The organism is Afipia birgiae 34632, from assembly GCF_000308295.2.
Lineage (GTDB): Bacteria > Pseudomonadota > Alphaproteobacteria > Rhizobiales > Xanthobacteraceae > Afipia > Afipia birgiae.
The window spans coordinates 2,606,723-2,625,034 of record NZ_HG326652.1 but is presented as its reverse complement, the minus strand read 5'-3'; the positions used below and the strand labels follow the sequence as shown (position 1 = coordinate 2,625,034).

The 18,312-nt window shown below is 62.0% G+C and carries 21 protein-coding genes; 13 read left to right on the top strand and 8 right to left on the bottom strand.

What is annotated here, in order from left to right:
• Window positions 1–30 precede the first annotated feature (30 nt).
• Both BN32_RS12360 and BN32_RS12355 read left to right on the top strand, forming a co-directional pair.
• Window positions 31–510: a glutathione peroxidase gene (locus tag BN32_RS12360; RefSeq protein WP_019198517.1), complete on the top strand. Its 480-nt coding sequence runs from the start codon at window positions 31–33 to the stop codon at window positions 508–510.
• Window positions 511–549: 39 nt separating this feature from the next.
• Window positions 550–798, top strand: a complete 249-nt coding sequence (locus tag BN32_RS12355) for a DUF3297 family protein (protein WP_019198516.1) — start codon at window positions 550–552, stop codon at window positions 796–798.
• 7 nt (window positions 799–805) lie between these two features.
• Here BN32_RS12355 and BN32_RS12350 read toward each other — a convergent pair whose 3' ends face one another.
• The 3 genes from BN32_RS12350 to BN32_RS12345 all read right to left on the bottom strand — a co-directional run bounded on the left by BN32_RS12350 (window position 806) and on the right by BN32_RS12345 (window position 3,338).
• On the bottom strand, window positions 806–2,803 hold the full coding sequence (locus tag BN32_RS12350; protein WP_019198515.1) for an O-linked N-acetylglucosamine transferase, SPINDLY family protein: 1,998 nt from the start codon (window positions 2,801–2,803) through the stop codon (window positions 806–808).
• Between the two features lie 90 nt (window positions 2,804–2,893).
• Entirely contained in the window at window positions 2,894–3,022 is a 129-nt protein-coding gene (locus tag BN32_RS28065) for a hypothetical protein (protein WP_019198514.1), read from the bottom strand.
• Window positions 3,023–3,086: 64 nt separating this feature from the next.
• Complete coding sequence (locus BN32_RS12345) at window positions 3,087–3,338, bottom strand: DUF2188 domain-containing protein (RefSeq protein ID WP_040426391.1); 252 nt, start codon at window positions 3,336–3,338, stop codon at window positions 3,087–3,089.
• 186 nt (window positions 3,339–3,524) lie between these two features.
• On the opposite strand from BN32_RS12345, the gene BN32_RS12340 reads away from it, so the two are divergent.
• Window positions 3,525–5,102, top strand: a complete 1,578-nt coding sequence (locus BN32_RS12340; protein WP_019198512.1) for an adenylate/guanylate cyclase domain-containing protein — start codon at window positions 3,525–3,527, stop codon at window positions 5,100–5,102.
• Window positions 5,103–5,450: 348 nt separating this feature from the next.
• Complete coding sequence (locus BN32_RS12335; protein ID WP_019198511.1) at window positions 5,451–5,720, top strand: hypothetical protein; 270 nt, start codon at window positions 5,451–5,453, stop codon at window positions 5,718–5,720.
• 66 nt (window positions 5,721–5,786) lie between these two features.
• On the opposite strand, the gene BN32_RS12330 is transcribed toward BN32_RS12335, so the two are convergent.
• On the bottom strand, window positions 5,787–6,674 hold the full coding sequence (locus BN32_RS12330; RefSeq protein ID WP_019198510.1) for a dihydrodipicolinate synthase family protein: 888 nt from the start codon (window positions 6,672–6,674) through the stop codon (window positions 5,787–5,789).
• A gap of 324 nt (window positions 6,675–6,998) precedes the next feature.
• Here BN32_RS12330 and BN32_RS12325 point away from each other — a divergent pair, with 324 nt between their 5' ends.
• From BN32_RS12325 to BN32_RS12300, 6 genes are all read left to right on the top strand, one after another.
• Window positions 6,999–7,349: a hypothetical protein gene (locus BN32_RS12325; RefSeq protein ID WP_019198509.1), complete on the top strand. Its 351-nt coding sequence runs from the start codon at window positions 6,999–7,001 to the stop codon at window positions 7,347–7,349.
• A 74-nt stretch (window positions 7,350–7,423) separates the two neighbouring features.
• Window positions 7,424–7,696 carry a GIY-YIG nuclease family protein gene (locus tag BN32_RS12320; RefSeq protein WP_019198508.1) on the top strand — a complete coding sequence of 91 codons (273 nt, stop codon included), beginning with the start codon at window positions 7,424–7,426 and terminating at the stop codon, window positions 7,694–7,696.
• Window positions 7,697–7,871: 175 nt separating this feature from the next.
• On the top strand, window positions 7,872–8,831 hold the full coding sequence (lhpI, locus tag BN32_RS12315; RefSeq protein WP_019198507.1) for a bifunctional Delta(1)-pyrroline-2-carboxylate/Delta(1)-piperideine-2-carboxylate reductase: 960 nt from the start codon (window positions 7,872–7,874) through the stop codon (window positions 8,829–8,831).
• A 257-nt stretch (window positions 8,832–9,088) separates the two neighbouring features.
• Window positions 9,089–10,021: an SMP-30/gluconolactonase/LRE family protein gene (locus tag BN32_RS12310; RefSeq protein WP_019198506.1), complete on the top strand. Its 933-nt coding sequence runs from the start codon at window positions 9,089–9,091 to the stop codon at window positions 10,019–10,021.
• A 10-nt stretch (window positions 10,022–10,031) separates the two neighbouring features.
• Window positions 10,032–10,625, top strand: coding sequence for a GNAT family N-acetyltransferase (locus tag BN32_RS12305; RefSeq protein WP_019198505.1), 594 nt, complete (start codon window positions 10,032–10,034; stop codon window positions 10,623–10,625).
• A 265-nt stretch (window positions 10,626–10,890) separates the two neighbouring features.
• Complete coding sequence (locus BN32_RS12300) at window positions 10,891–11,076, top strand: hypothetical protein (protein ID WP_019198504.1); 186 nt, start codon at window positions 10,891–10,893, stop codon at window positions 11,074–11,076.
• 50 nt (window positions 11,077–11,126) lie between these two features.
• Here BN32_RS12300 and BN32_RS12295 read toward each other — a convergent pair whose 3' ends face one another.
• The 3 genes from BN32_RS12295 to BN32_RS12285 all read right to left on the bottom strand — a co-directional run bounded on the left by BN32_RS12295 (window position 11,127) and on the right by BN32_RS12285 (window position 14,065).
• On the bottom strand, window positions 11,127–12,542 hold the full coding sequence (locus BN32_RS12295) for an alpha/beta fold hydrolase (RefSeq protein ID WP_019198503.1): 1,416 nt from the start codon (window positions 12,540–12,542) through the stop codon (window positions 11,127–11,129).
• A gap of 300 nt (window positions 12,543–12,842) precedes the next feature.
• Complete coding sequence (locus tag BN32_RS12290; RefSeq protein ID WP_019198502.1) at window positions 12,843–13,685, bottom strand: AAA family ATPase; 843 nt, start codon at window positions 13,683–13,685, stop codon at window positions 12,843–12,845.
• Window positions 13,686–13,810: 125 nt separating this feature from the next.
• On the bottom strand, window positions 13,811–14,065 hold the full coding sequence (locus BN32_RS12285; protein WP_019198501.1) for a GlsB/YeaQ/YmgE family stress response membrane protein: 255 nt from the start codon (window positions 14,063–14,065) through the stop codon (window positions 13,811–13,813).
• Between the two features lie 307 nt (window positions 14,066–14,372).
• Here BN32_RS12285 and BN32_RS12280 point away from each other — a divergent pair, with 307 nt between their 5' ends.
• The 3 genes from BN32_RS12280 (at window position 14,373) to sseA (ending at window position 17,024) form a co-directional block, all read left to right on the top strand.
• Window positions 14,373–15,548, top strand: a complete 1,176-nt coding sequence (locus BN32_RS12280; protein ID WP_019198500.1) for a vWA domain-containing protein — start codon at window positions 14,373–14,375, stop codon at window positions 15,546–15,548.
• A gap of 75 nt (window positions 15,549–15,623) precedes the next feature.
• Window positions 15,624–16,052 (top strand): rhodanese-like domain-containing protein, encoded by a 429-nt coding sequence (locus BN32_RS12275; RefSeq protein WP_019198499.1) that lies wholly within the window; start codon window positions 15,624–15,626, stop codon window positions 16,050–16,052.
• Between the two features lie 120 nt (window positions 16,053–16,172).
• Window positions 16,173–17,024, top strand: a complete 852-nt coding sequence (sseA, locus tag BN32_RS12270; protein WP_019198498.1) for a 3-mercaptopyruvate sulfurtransferase — start codon at window positions 16,173–16,175, stop codon at window positions 17,022–17,024.
• A 45-nt stretch (window positions 17,025–17,069) separates the two neighbouring features.
• Here sseA and BN32_RS12265 read toward each other — a convergent pair whose 3' ends face one another.
• Window positions 17,070–18,287, bottom strand: coding sequence for a type II toxin-antitoxin system HipA family toxin (locus BN32_RS12265; RefSeq protein WP_244438170.1), 1,218 nt, complete (start codon window positions 18,285–18,287; stop codon window positions 17,070–17,072).
• Window positions 18,288–18,312 lie beyond the last annotated feature (25 nt).

The following is an 18,312-nucleotide window of genomic DNA, read 5'->3' as shown; positions in this document are numbered from 1 at the left end:
GATTTGCGGGACTCGCGCAGGAGAGCGCCATTGACGACGGTCTACGATTTTTCGGCGGCGATGCTGGACGGCGGAGAGCGTCCGCTCAAGGATTACGAGGGGCAGGTGCTGCTGATCGTCAACACCGCCAGCGCCTGCGGCTTCACGCCCCAGTATGCACAGCTCGAGGAATTGCAGCGCGCGCTCGGCCCGCGCGGCTTTTCGGTGCTCGGCTTTCCGTGCAACCAGTTCGGCGGCCAGGAGCCGGGGACGGCGCAGGAGATCGCCACGTTCTGTTCGCAGAAATACGACGTGACGTTTCCGATGTTCGCCAAGATCGACGTCAACGGCGACAATGCGCTGCCGCTGTTCGATCACCTCAAGACCGAGAAGCCGGGATTGCTCGGCTCGACGGCGATCAAATGGAATTTCACCAAATTCCTGGTCGATCGCGCCGGCAAGGTCGTCGCGCGTTACGGCTCGACCACGGCGCCCGGCGCGCTGACCCGCGATATTGAAAAGCTCCTGTAAATCAGGACACCGTACCTTCAGACCAATGTGAATCAGGATATGACGATGAGCGACCAGCTGCCCGACCGCCTCTCCATCGACCCCCGCAGCCCGTATTACAACGCGGAGGTGCTGTCGCGCGATGTCGGCATCCGCTTCAAGGGCGTCGAGAAGAACAATGTCGAGGAATACTGCGTCAGCGAGGGCTGGGTGCGCGTCACGGCGGGCACATCGAAGGACCGCTTCGGCAATCCGCTGACCATCAAGCTGACCGGCCCGGTCGAGCCGTATTTCCGCGACGAGAAGTAACGCCGGGCTACGAGGCCGGCACGACAATATGCCCCGGCCTCTGTCCCGCCTTGCGGCGCGCATGCATGGCGGCATAGGCCTGCTCCAGGTGCCGCGTGAAGCGCACCGTGTCGAACAGCGGCGTGGTCAGGCGATTGTCCGCGAGTTTTCGCCGGAGCGCCGCGAGCCTGTCCGGCTGCGTCGCAAGTTCAATGGCGAGGCGCTCATAGTCCGTCTGCGATGACGTGACGAGTTCGGGCAGGCCGATAGCCCCGAGCAGGCTGGCCGCGACGCGCCCCGCGAAGGTGTCTCCCATGCATGTCAGCAGCGGAAGCCCCGCCCACAATGCGTCGCTTGCGGTGGTGTGCGCGTTGTAGGGCAGGGTGTCGAGAAACAGATCGGCGCAGCGATGCCGCGCCAGATGCTCGTCCGGCGGCATGCGCGCCGCGAACACCAGCCGCTCCGGTGCGATGCCGCGCGCGGCGGCCTCTTTCCTGAGATTGCCGCTGGCGGTCGCGTTGTCCTCGATCAGCCACATCACGCTGCCGGGGACACGCGCCAGAATCCGCATCCAGCCATCGAACGTCTGCGGCGTGATCTTGTAGTTGTTGTTGAAGCAGCAGAACACGAAGCCGTCCTGCGGCAGGCCGAACTCGTCGCGGGTAAAGGCGCGATCCGCGATCGGGCGCGCACGGTCGTTGGCCTGATAGCTGTCCGGCAGATGCACGACCTTTTCGTTAAAGAACGGTCGCTGGGACTCCGGGATCACGGTGGCATCGGCGACGATGTAGTCCATGTAGGCTGCGCCGAGCGTGCCGGGAAATCCGAGATAGTTGACCTGCACCGGCGCCGGATGCTGTGCGAACACGCGGGTGCGGTCATCGCCGAAATAACCGTTGAGGTTGACCAGAATATCGATGCCGCTGTCGCGGATCGCGCTCGCGGCCTGTGCGTCATTCAGATTGCGGATATCGACGATGCGATGAACCGCATCGGCGATGCGTCTGCGGGTCTCGCTGCCGTCGTCCCAGCCGTTGTCGAAGGCATGGATCTCGAACTGCGAGGTGTCGTGTTGCTCCAGCACGCCGGCAAGAAGGAACGATGTCGCCTGCGCGCGAAGTTCGCCGGACAGATAGCCAATATTTATTTTTTGCCGGATCCTGTCGCGGTTATCGGGCCGCGCCGCCGGCGCGCCACGATGGTTCGCCGGAAATGTCGCTGCGCTGTAAAGTTCGGCGCAGGCTTGCAGGCTGCGGTCCGAGGTGGCGACACCCTGCCAGCCGAATGGCTCGGCAGACAGCTTGCCCGCGGCGATGTCGCTTTCGATCTCCGCGATCAGGCTGCCGGTGTCGTGCCAGTCACAGGTCAGCATCCGCTGGTGCAGCAGGATGCCCTTGAGAAACGGATACGACGGATTGCGTTGTAGCGCGGTTTCATAAGCGTCCGCGGACTCTGGATGCCGCTTGAGCTTGTGCAGGGTGAGCCCGGCGCCGGTCCAGCTGTCCACCAGATCCGGTTTCAGTGCGACTGCGCGTTGATAGGCCGCCAATGCGTCGTCGTAGCGGGCGAGCCCGAACAGCGCGTTGGCTTTGTTGTGATGGGCCAGTGCATAATTCGGCTGCAGCGCGATCGCCTTGTCGAAATCGGAAATCGCAGCCTGATATTCCTTGAGGTCGTTGTAGACCGTGCCGCGATTGCTCCACGCTTCGGCATCGTTCGGGCTGACCGCAAGCGCCTGCGTGAAACGTGCCAGCGCTTCATCCGGGCGGCCGAGCGCCTTGAGCGCGAGCCCGTGATTGTACAGGGCCGCATACGCGTTCGGATTGAGCTGCAGCGCCGACCGCAGCAAGCGCTCGGCTTCCGTATATTTTCCAGTGCCGGTGAGAATGGCGCCCAGTACGCTCAAGCCCAGCGGGTGAGCGGACTGTTTGCGCAGCAGTTTGCGAAGGGACTTCTCGGCCTCGCGCATCCGCCCGGCCTGAAAGAACGACATCGCCTCTCTGAACAACTCATCGGTCGGGGCCACTGTCAATCTCGCTAAGAGAGAAGGTGGCTGACCCGGAGTTCGTATCCGTCGAGCGTTGTCAGGTCCGTTGGGACCCGTATGGCGCGGAGGCTACGGTGTGACGATCAGGTATCCGCCGACCACTAGAATAACTGAGAGCAGGGTGAGGACGCCAAGCACCCCGGCGATGATCGCCGGTAGTTCATGGGTTTCGAGCCAGTTACGCAATGCTTTGACCATGCGGGTTTTTTAGCCCGGGCCGTTCCGCCTTGCAATCGGCCGCGGCGGAACTGCCGCGATCCAGTCAGCGTTTGCCCTTGTCGACCACCTCGGTCGAGGGACGGTCGGTGCCCCGGACAGTTTCCTCGCGCCAGTTGCCCTGGCCGTCCTCGAACTGGATGACCTCGGTCCGGCCCGGCACACGCTGCTCTGCCGCAGCGCGGGTTGCGGCGGCGCGCGCAGCCTCATGGGTCCGGAAGGTCTCCGAAAACACGTTGTTGAACTTGTAAGCCCAGCCGCCATCGTGCTCGACCACTTCGTAAACGACCTTGACCATGCTGGCACCCTTGGGTTCACGGCTCGATAGCCTCATTAGGTGTTGTCTGCCGCCGCCGATTTCAACGCCCCGTGGTCGCTGGTTCCCGGGCCAGAATGGCCGGCATGACCAGACTGTCATTGGTTCGTCAAAGCATCCTGTATTAGGAAGTACGGGAATCACTGCAGCGGCAATGGGGGCTGGACCATGGACAAGGCGAATCCTGAAAAGCTGCGCTCTCGCGGCATTTTGACCGGTTTTCTGATCGCCCTTCTGCTGGCGCTGCTGCCGGTGGCGGTGTGGCTCGATCTGACAAGTCTCGGGGAAGCGGCGCTGCGCCGGCAGGCGACCGACCTCAATTCCCTGGTTTCCAGCGTGCGCAGCTACTACGCCAGCAATGTTGTCGGGCGCATCCTGTCCCACTCCGGACAGACCCAGGTGATCCACAACTATGAGACCGTGCCGGGGGCGGTGCCGATTCCGGCCACGCTGTCGCTCGAACTCGGCAAGGTGATCAGCGAGCAGCAGCAGAACATCATCTATCGCTTCGTCTCGGATTATCCGTTCAAGAACCGCTCGCCGCACCAGCTCGATCCGTTCGAGACCGCCGCGCTGGCGAGCCTGCGCGTCAATCCGAACCAGAAGATCGAGGATGTCTCCCATTCGCTGTTCAGCGACCGCGTCCGCCTGGTCGTGCCCATCATCATGGGCGCTGCCTGCGTCAGTTGCCACAACGCGCATCCCGAGAGCCCGAAGAAGGACTGGAAGGTCGGCGATGTGCGCGGCATTCAGGAGGTGGTCATCGCGCAGCCGATCGCCGCCAACATCTTCTCGTTCAAGTACCTGCTGGCATACTTTGCGCTCGCCGGAGCCAGCGGACTGTCGTTCCTCGGCATGCAGCGGCGGCAGGCCCGGCAGATCATGGGCATGAACAGGGAACTGGAAGCCAACAACGATTTCCTTGCCTCGCTGTCGATGAAGATTTCACGTTACATCTCGCCCCAGATCTACAAGAGCATCTTCAGCGGCCAGAAGGATGTGACGATTCACACCGAGCGCAAGAAGCTCACGATCTTCTTTTCCGACATCCAGAATTTCACGGCGACAACCGAACGCCTGCAGCCGGAAATCATCACCCATCTGCTCAACGAGTACTTCACCGAAATGTCCGCTATCGCGCTCAAGCATGGCGGCACCATCGACAAGTTCATCGGCGATGCGATGCTGATTTTCTTCGGCGATCCCGAAACCAAGGGCGAGCGGCTGGATGCGCAGGCGTGCCTGCAGATGGCGTGGGACATGCAGCGCAGATTGACTGAACTGAACGCGAAATGGCGCATGGAAGGCGTCGAGCAGCCGTTCAAGACCCGCATGGGCATCAATACCGGATATTGCAACGTCGGCAATTTCGGCAGCGCCGATCGCATGGACTACACGATCATCGGGGCCGAGGCGAACCTCGCCGCGCGCCTGCAGTCGATTGCGGAGCCGGGCCGGATCGTTGTCAGCTACGAGACCTTCGCGCTGGTCAGCGACGTGATCGCCGCGCATCCGCTGCCGCCGATTACCATGAAGGGCATCAGCCGCGAGGTGGTGCCGTACGCGGTCGATGACCTGCTCGATCACTCTACCGAGAAGGGAGGCGTCGTCATCGAGCGCATGCCCGGCCTCGATTTCTATCTCGATCCCTCGCTGATCGAGGCGAAGGAGGCCGAGCGGATTCGCGCGATACTGGCCGATGCGCTGGCCGCGCTGGACAGGCGGCAGCCCGCGGTGGGAGCTTAGCTTTTTTCACCTCTCCCCGTTTACGGGGAGAGGTCGACGCGCAAAGCACGGGGGTGAGGGGCATTGGCTCCGGGATCACCAATATCACGTTTGCTGAATGCTCACCCTCACCCCAACCCTCTCCCCGCAAGAGCGGGGCGAGGGAGCAGAGAGGCTTTTCCAATTCGCGTTCTCAACTCAACGAGATTCAGAATATTCGCCAGCGCCGCGCTCGCTAACGGTGGCTGGTTACCCTTTTCGCGTTGCGCATTTGAAATAGCGACCGAACTCGCTGCAGCGAGTCTTTGTTGTGCCGCGATTCAATTGCATCGGTGGTGCGTGTTGTAAGAACTGAAGGATGGAATGCGAATGACGCGAACCTTGATGCTGGTCGCCGTTGCTGTGGCGACCTTGTTCATGGGCAAGGCTGCAACGGCTGCACCGCTTGCGCCTGCGGAGATCACCCGCCTGGCGAAGGCCATGCAGGTTGAGAAGACGCAGTATTACCCTGTGCCCAGCTACAATCAGCGCCGACATGACCGGCCCCGCTATCACCGCGGGTATGACCGCCCGCGCCACCATGTGCGTCCGCGCTATTATGCGCCACCCCGCCACTATGGGCCAAGGCGTCATCACTGAACGTAAACCCCGCTTCGGCGGGGTTTTCTTTTGCGCACGACGACATCGGGTGTGTGTGTTGCCGGGCTATGTCAGGTCCCGCAACACGCCCTCGACGATCTTGCGCTCTTCCGGTGTCAGGGCTGTCTGCGGCGCGATCGGGTCGCCGACAGCATAGCCCTGCATGTCCAGCCCGGCCTTGATGCAGGCTGCGAGATTGAACCGCGCGAACACCTCATTCACCCGCCACAGCTTGCGTTGCAGCGCCACGGCTTCGTCCCAGCGCCCCGCCTTGCACAGATCATAGAGCTTCACGCTTTCGCGCGGCACGATGCAGGCCGGTCCCGCCATCCAGCCGACGCCGCCGATCAGCATCACCGCCGCCGGAATATGCGCCGACGCCGCGAACACCCGCATCTTGTCGCCGCAGCGGTTGATGATCGAGAGCAGGCGGCCGGTGTTGTTCGAGGCATCCTTGATGTACTGGATGCGCGGATGTTCGGCGAGGCGTGCGATCACGTCGAGGGTGAGGTCCGAGCGCTGGAAGTTCGGGTTGGTGTAGATCACCACCGGAATATCGACGGCGTCCGCGATGGCGCGGAAATACGCCTCGACCTGCGCGTCCTTCACCGGGAAATAGGCTTCGAGAATCGCCAGGATGCCGTCGGCGCCGAGCGCCTGATAGGCCTTGGCCTGCGCGACCGCGTCCGCGGTTGATGTCGAGGCTACGCCCGCGATCACCGGCACGCGCTTCGCGGTCGCTTCCACCGTCGCCGTGACCGCGGCGGTGCGCTGTTCGCGGCTGAGATAGGCGAACTCGCCGGTCGAGCCGAGCGGCGTCACCCCGTGAACCCCCGCCTTGATCATGTCGTCGCAGAGCTTGCCCAGCACATCGGTCTTGATGCGGCCGTCAGTCGTGGTCGGCGAGACGAGATAGGGAAACACACCGTGCAGGTCTGTGGGCAGGTCGCTCATTTGCGGGCTTTGCTCTTTGTTGTTCTTGGGCTGGTTCGTGGCGGGTGAGCGTTAACGATTGACGCCTGTTTTCGACGTTTCGCCTGATCCGCGCAACCCTCGCAAAGCATGATGTGGACGCGCCGCGTGCATGCGGCACAAGATGTCGGTGCGCCGTCAGGCGAGCATGGTATGAATCGCTGATTCGGGCGCGTTTCGTTCCACCCGCGTTCCAAATCTTAAGATTGCGCAAGATATTGGCCGCCAACGCCGTTACGTTCTGAGACAGTTTGCGCGGGATGCGCGGAAACGCTTCGATATGGCGAAGCTTTGAGGAGGTCGGACATGATGAGATTCCTGATTGCCGCTGCACTGCTCGCGGCTGTGCCGCATCAAGCGATGGCGCAGGACGTGCCCGGCATCGAGATCTGCACCGCCGAGAAGACCATGGAGCGGCGCACCGGCTGCCTGCAGAGCAACGTCAACTTCCTGAAGTCGTCGCTGACCAAGGCGTCGCTGGACAGCCAGCAGAAGATCGACGCCGCCAACCGGCAGATCGATGCCTTGAAAGCAACGGTGATCGGCCTGCAGAACACCGTCGCGCAGTTGCAGGGGCAGGTGCAGGCGCTGGGCAAGTCTAACGGGGCGGCCAAGGATTCGTCGAAGGACGCGCCAAAGGCGCCCGCCGCCAAGTGACGCGAATGCCGGCTAAACCTCGCGCGGCGGCATCAAAGTCTCGAGCGACGAAATCCAAGCCTCGCGCAGCAAAAGTGAAATCCAAACCCGCCGCCTTCGTCTATGTGCTGGGCAGCTTTCACAAGGGCCGCTACACATCCTACGTCGGCTGGACCAACGATGTGACGCAGCGACTGGAAAAGCACAATGCGGGGACCGGCGCGCGCTCGACGCGCGGGCGGGTCTGGCTGCTGCTGCACACCGAGCCGTTCAAGACGCGCAATGAAGCGATGAGCCGGGAATGGCACCTCAAGCGCGATCGCGCGTTCCGGAAGAAGCTGATGGACAAGGTGAGGGCAGGGCAATGAGGCTCGCATATGGCGTATTAAAGGGGTCGTCCCGGCGAAGGCCGGGACCCATAACCACCGAACGTGGTGTTCGTCCGCGATGCCAGATTAGCCAGTGGTTCGCTTTCCGTTTTGAACGATAGTGTAGGGAGTATGGGTCCCGGCCTTCGCCGGGACGACGTGGAGAGATTTCAGTTTGAGCACAACGCCATCCCCCATCGTCATCGACGCCGCTCGCACCCGTGCGAGTCTGCCGTTCGACCGGCTGATCCCTGCCTTGCGCGAGGCGTTCACGGCGGGCGCGGATGTGCCGCTGCGACACCATCATTTCATGCCGCAGCCGGACGGCTCGACCGCGACCATTCTGATCATGCCGGCGTGGCAGCGCGCGTTTGTCGGCATCAAGATCGTCACGATCTTTCCCGAGAACGGCAAGAAGGCGCTGCCGGGCCTGTTTTCGAGTTACCTCTTGTGCGACGGCGACACCGGCCAGCACATCGCACTGATCGATGGCAACGAGATCACCTCGCGGCGCACGGCGGGCATCGCCGCGCTCGGCGGGTCGTTTCTCGCGCGCAAGAATGCGCGGAAGCTCCTGATCGCAGGTTCGGGCCGGATCGCCAGTCTCACAGCAGATGCGTTCCGCGCCGTGCGGCCGATCGACAAGGTCGCGGTGTGGAATATCAATGAGGCAGGCGCAGCGCGGCTGGTGTTCGATCTGCGCGCCAGGGGCATCGATGCGTCTGTTGCGCCCGATCTGGAGCGTGCCGTCGGCGAGGCGGACATCGTCAGTTGCGCCACGCTCTCGGAGAAGCCGATCATCAAGGGCGCATGGCTGAAGCCGGGCACGCATCTCGATCTGATCGGCAGCTTCACGCCATTCATGCGCGAGGCCGACAATGAGGTGTTTCGCAGGGGGCGCGTCTATGTGGACACCTACGATGCGCTGAAGGAGAGCGGCGAGCTGCTCGATCCGATCCGCGATGACGTCATTGCGCCGGACGATATCGCCGGTTCGCTGGCCGAACTGTGCCGCGGCGAGCGGAAGGGCCGCGAAAGCGACCGTGAGATCACGGTGTTCAAGGCGGTGGGCAACGCGCTGTCGGACATCGCCGCTGCCGGACTGGTGTGGAAAGACTTCGAGAAGAAAGACTAGCTGATCTCTCCACAGGTCGTTCCGGCGAAGGCCGGGACCCATCACCCCTGTCGGAGTATTTTGCAAAGGCGTGTCCGGCCTACCAGCTCTAACGGCAAGATGGTGGTTATGGGTCCCGGCCTTCGCCGGGACGACGTACTGATGGAGTGCGCTTTCCATCACACGACAACAGAGCCTGCGCCCCCGCACTGGTCATCGGCAAAACCGCACGATAGGTTTCACGCGTCAAAATCAAAAACACTGTCCGGGAGGTCTTCATGTCAAACGTCCGCGTCATCGCAACCGGTCTCGAATTTCCCGAAGGGCCGGTGGTGATGCCCGATGGCTCGGTGGTGCTGGTGGAAATACGGCGTCAGACATTGACCCGCGTTTATCCCGACGGGCGCAAGGAGATCATTGCGAAGATTCCCGGCGGGCCGAATGGCGCGGCGCTGGGACCAGACGGCAAGATGTACCTCTGCAACAATGGCGGCTTCTCGTGGGCGCCCGGCCCGCGCGGCAACATCATGCCGGGCGCGCCGCGTCCGTCGGAATATATCGGCGGCTCGTTGCAGCGCGTCGATCTCTCAAACGGCAAGGTCGAAACGCTGTTTACTCATTGCGGCGAACGTCAGCTCAAGGGACCGAACGATCTTGTGTTCGACAGGGAGGGCGGGCTCTGGTTCACCGATCTCGGCAAGCGTCGCGCGCACGATCTCGACGTCGGCGCCGTCTATTACATGAAGAAGGGCGGGACCGAACTCGTCGAGGCGGTGCCGCACATGTTGCCTGCCAACGGCATCGGCCTCTCGCCGGATGAGAAAACTGTCTATGTCGCCGAAACCCCGACCGCACGGCTGTGGGCTTTTGCTATCGGTGCGCCGGGGGAAATCACGCCCGGCGAAGCGATCTATCGCGGCGAACTCGGCAAGCCGATTTCGGGCCTCGGCGGTTACCAGATGTATGACTCACTCGGCGTCGAAGCCTCGGGCAATGTTTGCGTCGCGACGCTGATCTCCGGCTGCATCTCGGTGATCGCGCCCGACGGCAAACTGGTCGAGCAGGTGCCGACCGGTGACAACGTCACCACCAACATTGCGTTCGGCGGGCCGGAGTTGAAGACGGCGTACATCACGCTGTCCGGCAAGGGCGAACTGGTAGCGATGGACTGGCCGCGCGGCGGCCTGCCGCTCAACTTCCTGAACAAGTAAGGACATTCCGATGGCGTGGCTTGAGCCAACGACCCTTGAGGGGCCGCACGCGCGGCTTGAGCCGCTGTCGAGGGATCACACGGATGGTCTGATCGAGGCGGTGAAGGACGGCGAGCTGTGGAAGCTCTGGTACACCTCCATCCCCGCGCCGGAGACCATGGACGCCGAAATCGCGCGGCGTCTCGGCCTGCAGGCCGCAGGATCGATGCTGCCGTTCGTAGTGACGGACGCGGGTGGAAAGATCGCCGGCATGACCACCTACATGAACGTCGATGCGGCGAACCGGCGCGTCGAGATCGGCTCGACCTGGTACGCAAAGCGCGTCCAGCGCACACCGCTCAATACGCAATGCAAGCTGCTGCTGCTCACCCATGCCTTCGAAAAGCTGAACTGCATCGCGGTGGAGTTCCGCACGCATTTCTTCAATCACCAGTCGCGGCGCGGCATCGAGCGGCTGGGCGCGAAACAGGACGGAATCTTGCGCAGCCATCAGGTTGCACCGAATGGCACGCTGCGCGACACGGTGGTCTACAGCATCATCGCGTCGGAATGGCCGACGGTGAAAGCGCATCTGACCTATCAGATGAGCGAGCGCGCGCGATAACGGCGCCTGCCGCCAATAAGCCGTCATTGTGAGGAGCCCTTGCGACGAAGCAATCCAGTCTTGGTCATTCGAGTTTTGCAAGACTGGATTGCTTCGCTTCGCTCGCAATGATGTTGCGCGAGACGTTTGCCATTCACATCCAGCGCCGCCCGCCAATCCGCTCATGGTTCCAGAATTAACCCGCGCGGCGGACATTAAGGTTTAAACGCAGCTTTCGTTGCGCGCGCGTACCGTCGGATTAACGTCCGATTGCGGACAATTGCCCATGTCCGTCAATACCACGACGGGATCGCCGGGCGGTATACTGCGCCCGGCGATCCTCTCACAAGAGGCAGCCATGTCCGAAGTTCTGTTCATTGCTCTGGTGTTCGCCGCAGGCATCGGCGTCGGCTACGGCCTGCGATCTCATCTGGTCGTCATGCACCGGGAAAAACTCCGCCGCAGAATGTGATGCGCGCGGGGGCGTGACTGGAACAGAACAGGCGAGCGGGTAAAGCGAGCCTAGGTGCCGCCGAGAAACCGGCGGATCTCGTCGAGAAAGATCGGCAAGCTGGGATCCTGTTCGAGCGGGATATGGTTTTTGCCCGGCAGTGTGACGAACCGCGCGCCGGGAATGGCTGCCGCTATCTCGCGGCCTGACGCAATCGGCACCCTGCGGTCATCGCGGACATGCATGACGAGGGTGGGCACCTTGATTTGCGGCAGCAGGTCGCGGACGTCGAAGTTGATGACAGTTTCCAGATATCTGACAGCGCATTCCGCCGACGCGCTGACGCGCTGGGCCTCGTTGAAGGCGTCCATCTGTTCCTTCGTCGCAGTGGGGATCATCGACGCCGTGAAGAGCTGGCGGAAGGTTGGCTCGTTCGCGCCCCAGCCGAGCTTCATCAGCGTTTTCATCGCGTCGAACTGCTCGCGCGCGGCGGGCGTCACGTTCGGGCTCTTGTAGACGCCGGTGGCAAAACCTCCGTACAGGATCAAATGGGACACCCGATCCGGATGTCGGACAGCGAACGCGATCGCCACCGCGCATCCTTGAGACAAGGCAAGAATCGGAAACCGGTCGAGGCCCGCCGCGTCCGCGACGCTTTCCATGTCGCTTACCCAGTGATCCAGCGAGATATTGCCGACATCCCAATCCGACAGCCCGTTGCCGCGCGCGTCGAAGCGGACCAGCGAAAAGGTCGAGGCCAGCTCGAGCAGGAGGCGGCGAAAGATCGGCAGCTCCCAGTCATACTCGAGATGCCCGAGCCAGTGCGCCGTTCGCAGCAAGGGCGGGCCGTTGCCGACCTTCGCAAAAGCCAGCCGCACTCCGTCAGCAGCCCTGCAATAGCGAATCTCCTGCTTGAGATTCGCGCCGGTCAGGATGCGCGCCGCCTTGGATGCACCGTCATGGAGATCGATCGCAAAGACCTCGATCGGCCGTGCAATGTTCTTCAGGTTCTGACGACCCATTTCGCGGAACTGAAGCCTGAGCTTGCCTTCGATCTGGTCGAGCACTTGCCTGGAAATACAGACGCCGCCGCTCGGCGCGATACTCTCCAGCCGGGCTGCGACGTTGACGCCGCCGCCGAAGATTTCGCTACCGTCCTCGATGACATCGCCGACATTGATGCCGATCCGGAATTCGAGCCGGCTCCCCGCAGGCACATTCGTATTGCGTGTGATCATCGCGCGCTGGATTTCGACCGCGCAGCGCACGGCTTCGACCGCACTGGCGAATTCCGCCAGCAATCCGTCGCCGGCGGTGTTGATGATACGCCCGCGATGTTTCTTGATCCGCCGGTCGATCAGGTCGTGGCGGTGCGCCTTCAGCTGTGCGTGGGTGCCTTCCTCGTCCGCGCCCATTAGCCGGCTGTAGCCGGCGACGTCCGCGGCGAGAATGGCTGTCAGGCGGCGATCGACGTGCTTTTTGGTCACGCGGCACCTCGCATCCGAGGTCGCCAGTGTAGGCGCGCCCGGCGACAGTGGCCAGTGTCATGCGGCGTTCAGAGGAGTTCGCAGCGTGCGCCGCAGCGGCTTCTTCTCCCTCCCCCTTGTGGGGAGGGTGGCTTGCTGGAGCGAAGCGAACAGCACGTCGGGTGGGGGATTTCTCGCGATGTGCCGGATGTGAACCCCCACCCCGGCGCTTCGCCATAGCCGATGCAACGCATCGGCGTTCTTTAGCGACGGCGGCCGAAGGCCGCCTATCCCTCCCCACAAGGGGGAGGGATGAGAAAGCTAAACTTCCCGGCGGCTGAGGAAGGCGAGGCGCTCGAACAGGTGGACGTCCTGCTCGTTCTTGAGCAGCGCGCCGTGCAGCGGCGGGATCAGCTTGCGCGGATCGCGTTCGCGCAGTTGCTCCACCGTCATTTCTTCGTTGAGCAGGAGCTTGAGCCAGTCGAGCAGTTCCGAGGTCGAGGGCTTCTTCTTCAGGCCCGGCACGTCGCGCACTTCGAAGAAGATCTTCATCGCTTCCTGCACCAGACGCTTCTTGATGTCGGGGAAGTGGACTTCCACGATGGCGTTCATGGTGTCGATGTCGGGGAACTTGATGTAGTGGAAGAAACAGCGGCGCAGGAACGCGTCCGGCAGTTCCTTCTCGTTGTTCGACGTGATCATGATGATCGGGCGCTGCTTCGCCTTGATGGTTTCGCCGGTCTCATAGACATGGAATTCCATGCGGTCGAGTTCGAGCAGCAGGTCGTTCGGGAATTCGATGTCCGCCTTGTCGATTTCATCGATCAGCAGGACAGGGCGCTTCTCGCTGGTGAAGGCATCCCAGAGCTTGCCGCGCTTGATGTAGTTGGAAATGTCGGACACGCGCGGATCGCCGAGCTGGCTGTCGCGCAGACGCGAGACCGCGTCGTATTCGTAGAGGCCCTGCTGCGCCTTGGTGGTGGACTTGATGTGCCAGGTCAGCAGCGGCGCATCGAGCGCCTTGGCGACTTCTTCCGCCAGCACGGTCTTGCCGGTGCCGGGTTCGCCCTTCACGAGCAGGGGACGTTCGAGCACGATCGCGGCGTTGACCGCGACCTTGAGATCATCGGTGGCGACGTAATTCTTGGTGCCGGTAAATTTCATCGAAGTTTGCCTTGGTCAGTTTGTCTGGGTTCGTTTGTTTTGCGAAAGAGAATGCCGCCGCCGTTTCGTTTCAAACAAGAAGCGACCGCTTTATGGGCGGTCGCTTCCCGAAGCCGTTTAGGTCGTCACGCGCGGCGGATCAATGAGAGGATGACCAGCACGATAATGCCGCCGATCGCGGAGTTGATGATCGCGCTGACGATGCCGGTTCCGAGACGAATGCCGAGTTGCGGCAGCAGCCAGCCGGCGACGACTGCGCCGACGATGCCGATCACGATGTTGCCGAGCAGGCCGAAGCCGCCGCCCTTGACGATAAGACCCGCAAGCCAGCCGGCGATCGCGCCAACGATCAGCCAAACAATAATGGATTCAATGCCCATCAGCCAAACCCCTTGTTTTAAACGCTGCGACTCCCGCCTCGGGGCGTCGCGCGTCCCCGGTCAACGCCGCGAACTGTCTCCGGCTGGAGCGGTCCGGGGGGCGTCAAACAACAGTTTAAATGAATTTGCACACCAATCCAAACCGCGCCAGTACTGTTTTTGAACGCAGGCCTGCCTTGCAGGGCGGTTTTCAGGCCGCGCGCGGGCAGACGGCTGGCCCGCAAGCCTGTAGTTTCATCACTCTAATCCGTCAGTGAGGGCGGCGCCCGCACTTGACGGAAGCGGCTGCGGAGGCGATCTAAGTCCCATGTTCCTGCAATTCTTCACATCGCTGCGCGACGCGCAGGTGCCGGTCACGCTGCGTGAATATCTGACGCTGATGGAGGCGCTCGACGCCAACCTCGCGGATCAGAGCGTGGAGCATTTCTATTATCTGTCGCGCGCATCGCTGGTGAAGGACGAGCGCAATCTCGACAAGTTCGACCGCGTGTTCGGCACCGTGTTCAAGGGGCTCGAAAGCCTGCTGGACGCCATGGACAAGGCCGAGATCCCGGCAGAGTGGCTGCGCAAGGCCGCCGAGAAATATCTCACCGAGGAAGAGAAAAAGCAGATCGAGGCTATGGGCTGGGACAAGCTCATGGAGACACTGAAGAAGCGTCTTGAGGAACAGAAGAAGCGCCACGAGGGCGGCAGCAAGTGGATCGGCACCGGCGGCACGTCTCCCTTCGGTGCGAACGGCTACAATCCGGAAGGCATCCGCATCGGCCAGGAGAAGAACCGCAACTTCTCCGCGGTGAAGGTCTGGGACAAGCGCGAGTTCAAGGATCTCGACGGCAACGTCGAACTCGGCATCCGCAACATCAAGGTGGCGCTGCGCCGCCTGCGCAAGTTCGCGCGCACCGGTGCGCCAGACGAACTCGATCTCGACACCACCATTCGGGAAACCGCCAACCACGGCTATCTCGACGTCCACATGCGCCCCGAGCGGCGCAATGCGGTAAAGGTCCTGATCTTCTTCGACATCGGCGGATCGATGGACGGTCATATCGCGCAGGTCGAGGAACTGTTCTCGGCGGCGAAGGCCGAGTTCAAGCACATGGAGTATTTCTACTTCCACAACTGTCTCTATGAGGGCGTGTGGAAGAGCAACAAGCGCCGCTTCACCGACCGCACCCCGACCTGGGATATCCTGCACAAGTATCCGCATGACTATAAGGTCGTGTTCGTCGGCGACGCGTCGATGTCGCCGTATGAGATCGTGGTGCCGGGCGGCTCGGTTGAGCACGTCAACGAGGAACCCGGCTCGGTGTGGCTGGAGCGCGTGACGCGCACCTATCCGCATGCGGTCTGGCTCAATCCCGTCGCGCGCAAGCACTGGGATTATTCGGAATCCACCACCGTGATCCGCCGGCTGTTCTCCGAGCGCATGTTCCCGCTGACCCTCGAGGGACTTGAGGGCGCGATGAAGGAATTGACGCGGTAGTTTTCTGCCTTGTCTTGTTGGCGGGAAGAGGCGAGTGTTGCGCCATTCACCCCGCCCCCATGACCGGAAGAAAAAATGCCCTCTACAATTACCCGCGGTTACAAAAAACTTCTCGACGAAGCCAACGCGCAGATCGAGACCATCAATGCGGCGGAAGCCGTCGAGCGTTTTCCGCAAGGTGGCGTCGGGCAGGACGAGGTCGTGATCGTCGATTTGCGCGATCCGCGCGAGATCGAACGCGAAGGTCGCATTCCCGGCGCGTTTCACTGTCCGCGCGGCATGCTGGAATTCTGGATCGATCCGGAAAGCCCCTACGCCAAGCCGGTGTTTCAGGAAAACAAGAAGTTCCTATTCCAGTGCGCCTCGGGCTGGCGCTCGGCGCTGGCCGCCAAGACCGCGCAGGACATGGGGCTTGCTCCCGTGGCACATCTCGGCGGCGGCTTCACCGCATGGAAGGCCGCCGGCGGTCCGGTCGAGAAGGTCGAGCCGAAGAAGAAGGATTGAGCGTTTTCGTCATTGCGAGCGAAGCGAAGCAATCCAGAAGCAACAAGCAAGACTGGATTGCTTCGTCGCTATGCTCCTCGCAATGACGACATTGTTGATAGCGAACTGCAGGGAATAGACATGAGCACCGACCCTCTCGTCTCCACCGAATGGCTTGCCGCGCACCTGAACGATCCGCGCGTGAAAGTTCTCGATGCGACATTCAAGCTGCCCGGCGTCCTGCCGCTGCCGAAGGACGACTATCTGGCGCAGCACATTCCGGGCGCGGTGTTCTTCGATGTCGATGCGGTGTCGGATCACGCGAGCCCGCTGCCGCACATGTTTCCGTCGGCCGAGCAGTTCGGCCGCGACATCGGAGCGCTCGGCATCGGCAACGACGACACCGTGGTGCTGTACGACGCCGGCGGCTGGGTCGCAGCGCCGCGCGGATGGTGGATGTTCCTCTCGTTCGGCCACGCAAATGTGCGCGTGCTCGATGGCGGCCTGAAGAAGTGGCTGGCTGAAGGGCGCGCCGTCGAGAGCGGCGACGCAAAGCCGAAGCCTGCGACCTTCAAGGCGACGTTCGACGCCAGACGTGTCCGCAGCATGCAGCAGCTGATCGGAAATCTTGAGAGCAAGGCCGAGCAGGTGATCGACGCGCGGCCGAGCGCGCGGTTCGAGGGCTCTGTGCCCGAACCGCGTCCGGGCCTGCGGGGCGGACATATTCCCGGTGCGAGAAGCGTGCCTTACGCGGGCCTGTTCGATGCCAACACCGGTGCGATGAAGCCGCTTGAGGACTTGCGCGCGGCGTTTTCCGGCGCGGGTGTCGATCTCGACAAGCCCATCGTCACGAGCTGCGGCTCCGGCGTATCCGCCGGCGTGCTGACATTGGCGCTGTACCGGCTCGGCATCGCCGACACCGCGCTCTATGACGGCTCATGGTCGGAATGGGGCGAGCAGGGGGGGCCGCCGGTGGTAACCGGTCCGGCGTAGTCAAGCAAAGTCCGGCGTTCCTGGGCGCAGAAGCGCGCCACTCCGTCAAAATGAAAAGCCCTCGTACACAAATGCGCTTCGGATCGTTTCAGCATCCTTTTCAGTTACCCCTTGCGCGCGGACAACATCGTACCAGGTCGTGCGTACCTTGTCGGTCATACCTGAAACAATGGCCTTCGCTTCTTCCTCTTCGAGGAGAAATCGCGTGTGTTGCGAAAGAAGGTTCTTGGCATTTGCATAACGGCCCAGATCGCCGATCTCCATCGCGAGGTCGCGGTGATCCTGAGCGACCACAGCTGCTGGGGTCAAATCATAGGCAGGGGAGAGACTCCACTCACGCTCTTTCGCAATGAGAGCATGGTTGCGCGGATGATCGTCGATGTTCGAAATCAGCGCGTTGAAAGTCATACGGCGAAAAAGCTCGAGCGCATCCCTTTTGGGTTCTTCCACCACACGGCGCAGCTCCTCGGCCATCAGGACATAGGACCATCTCGCGTCCGGTGTTTCCTCGGCGCGAAGCAGAGTAAGGCCGCTGATCATTCTTGATTTTGTGTATCCCTTGCCGGTCTTTGCTCGGTCAAAGCGCTTGATCAGCAATACATCCTTTCCGGCAATGGTTTCGATGCGGTTCGCCGCAACGCTAATGCCGCAGATTTTTGCAAGCTCAAGCATGGCGTGTTCGACGCGCGCGTTGTTCCAGCGATCGTCGGGACGATTGAATTTTGCGACCCACAATCCATCAGCGTCTTCCACGACAGCTTTTGGGCGCGCGCCGCCCATCGACGTGCCAATCAGCATCAGATCCTGTATCTGAGCAGCTTCTTCCGTCTTGATATCTTCCTCGCGCATCAGCGCTTCGGCAATTTCCTGAAGCTTCGCGAGTTCAAGTGTTTTATTGAACTTGCGCCGGGGGGCGGGCGGGTTCTGACCCAGGCCAAAGCCAAGTGCTCCCGCGCGGTCGTCGGCTGAGTTGAGCAAGTAATCGAGTTCGCCGAGTTGCGGGATGCCCGCGCGTTTCTCAATCACGCGACGGCCCCAATAGTCAGGACCCAAATCTCGGAGCGCGCCGAACACGCCATTCAGCCGCGCTGTTTCGTAAGTCGCGCCTGAGAGCTTGAGTTCGATCGGATCTATGGCGACGGCGTTGCCGCGTGCGAGATAGGATTTGCCGTAGACGAATTTGCCGAGCGCATTGCCGCGCCGGTCCTTCGTCAATTCGAAACGTCCTGCTGTCACGGACTCGGTTTCACCCGGCAGTGTCATGTAGACAAAGCATTCCGTGCCGGTC

Coding starts and splice junctions, on each gene's coding strand:
- BN32_RS12285 (WP_019198501.1), bottom strand. CDS start 14,065: ATGGGCATTGAATCCATTATTGTTTGGCTGATCGTTGGCGCGATCGCC.
- BN32_RS12325 (WP_019198509.1), top strand. CDS start 6,999: ATGATGAGATTCCTGATTGCCGCTGCACTGCTCGCGGCTGTGCCGCAT.
- BN32_RS12310 (WP_019198506.1), top strand. CDS start 9,089: ATGTCAAACGTCCGCGTCATCGCAACCGGTCTCGAATTTCCCGAAGGG.
- BN32_RS12345 (WP_040426391.1), bottom strand. CDS start 3,338: ATGGTCAAGGTCGTTTACGAAGTGGTCGAGCACGATGGCGGCTGGGCT.
- BN32_RS12340 (WP_019198512.1), top strand. CDS start 3,525: ATGGACAAGGCGAATCCTGAAAAGCTGCGCTCTCGCGGCATTTTGACC.
- BN32_RS12265 (WP_244438170.1), bottom strand. CDS start 18,287: ATGACACTGCCGGGTGAAACCGAGTCCGTGACAGCAGGACGTTTCGAA.
- BN32_RS12275 (WP_019198499.1), top strand. CDS start 15,624: ATGCCCTCTACAATTACCCGCGGTTACAAAAAACTTCTCGACGAAGCC.
- BN32_RS12335 (WP_019198511.1), top strand. CDS start 5,451: ATGACGCGAACCTTGATGCTGGTCGCCGTTGCTGTGGCGACCTTGTTC.
- BN32_RS12290 (WP_019198502.1), bottom strand. CDS start 13,685: ATGAAATTTACCGGCACCAAGAATTACGTCGCCACCGATGATCTCAAG.
- BN32_RS12330 (WP_019198510.1), bottom strand. CDS start 6,674: ATGAGCGACCTGCCCACAGACCTGCACGGTGTGTTTCCCTATCTCGTC.
- BN32_RS12280 (WP_019198500.1), top strand. CDS start 14,373: ATGTTCCTGCAATTCTTCACATCGCTGCGCGACGCGCAGGTGCCGGTC.
- BN32_RS12300 (WP_019198504.1), top strand. CDS start 10,891: ATGTCCGTCAATACCACGACGGGATCGCCGGGCGGTATACTGCGCCCG.
- BN32_RS12305 (WP_019198505.1), top strand. CDS start 10,032: ATGGCGTGGCTTGAGCCAACGACCCTTGAGGGGCCGCACGCGCGGCTT.
- BN32_RS12355 (WP_019198516.1), top strand. CDS start 550: ATGACGATGAGCGACCAGCTGCCCGACCGCCTCTCCATCGACCCCCGC.
- BN32_RS28065 (WP_019198514.1), bottom strand. CDS start 3,022: ATGGTCAAAGCATTGCGTAACTGGCTCGAAACCCATGAACTACCGGCG.
- sseA (WP_019198498.1), top strand. CDS start 16,173: ATGAGCACCGACCCTCTCGTCTCCACCGAATGGCTTGCCGCGCACCTG.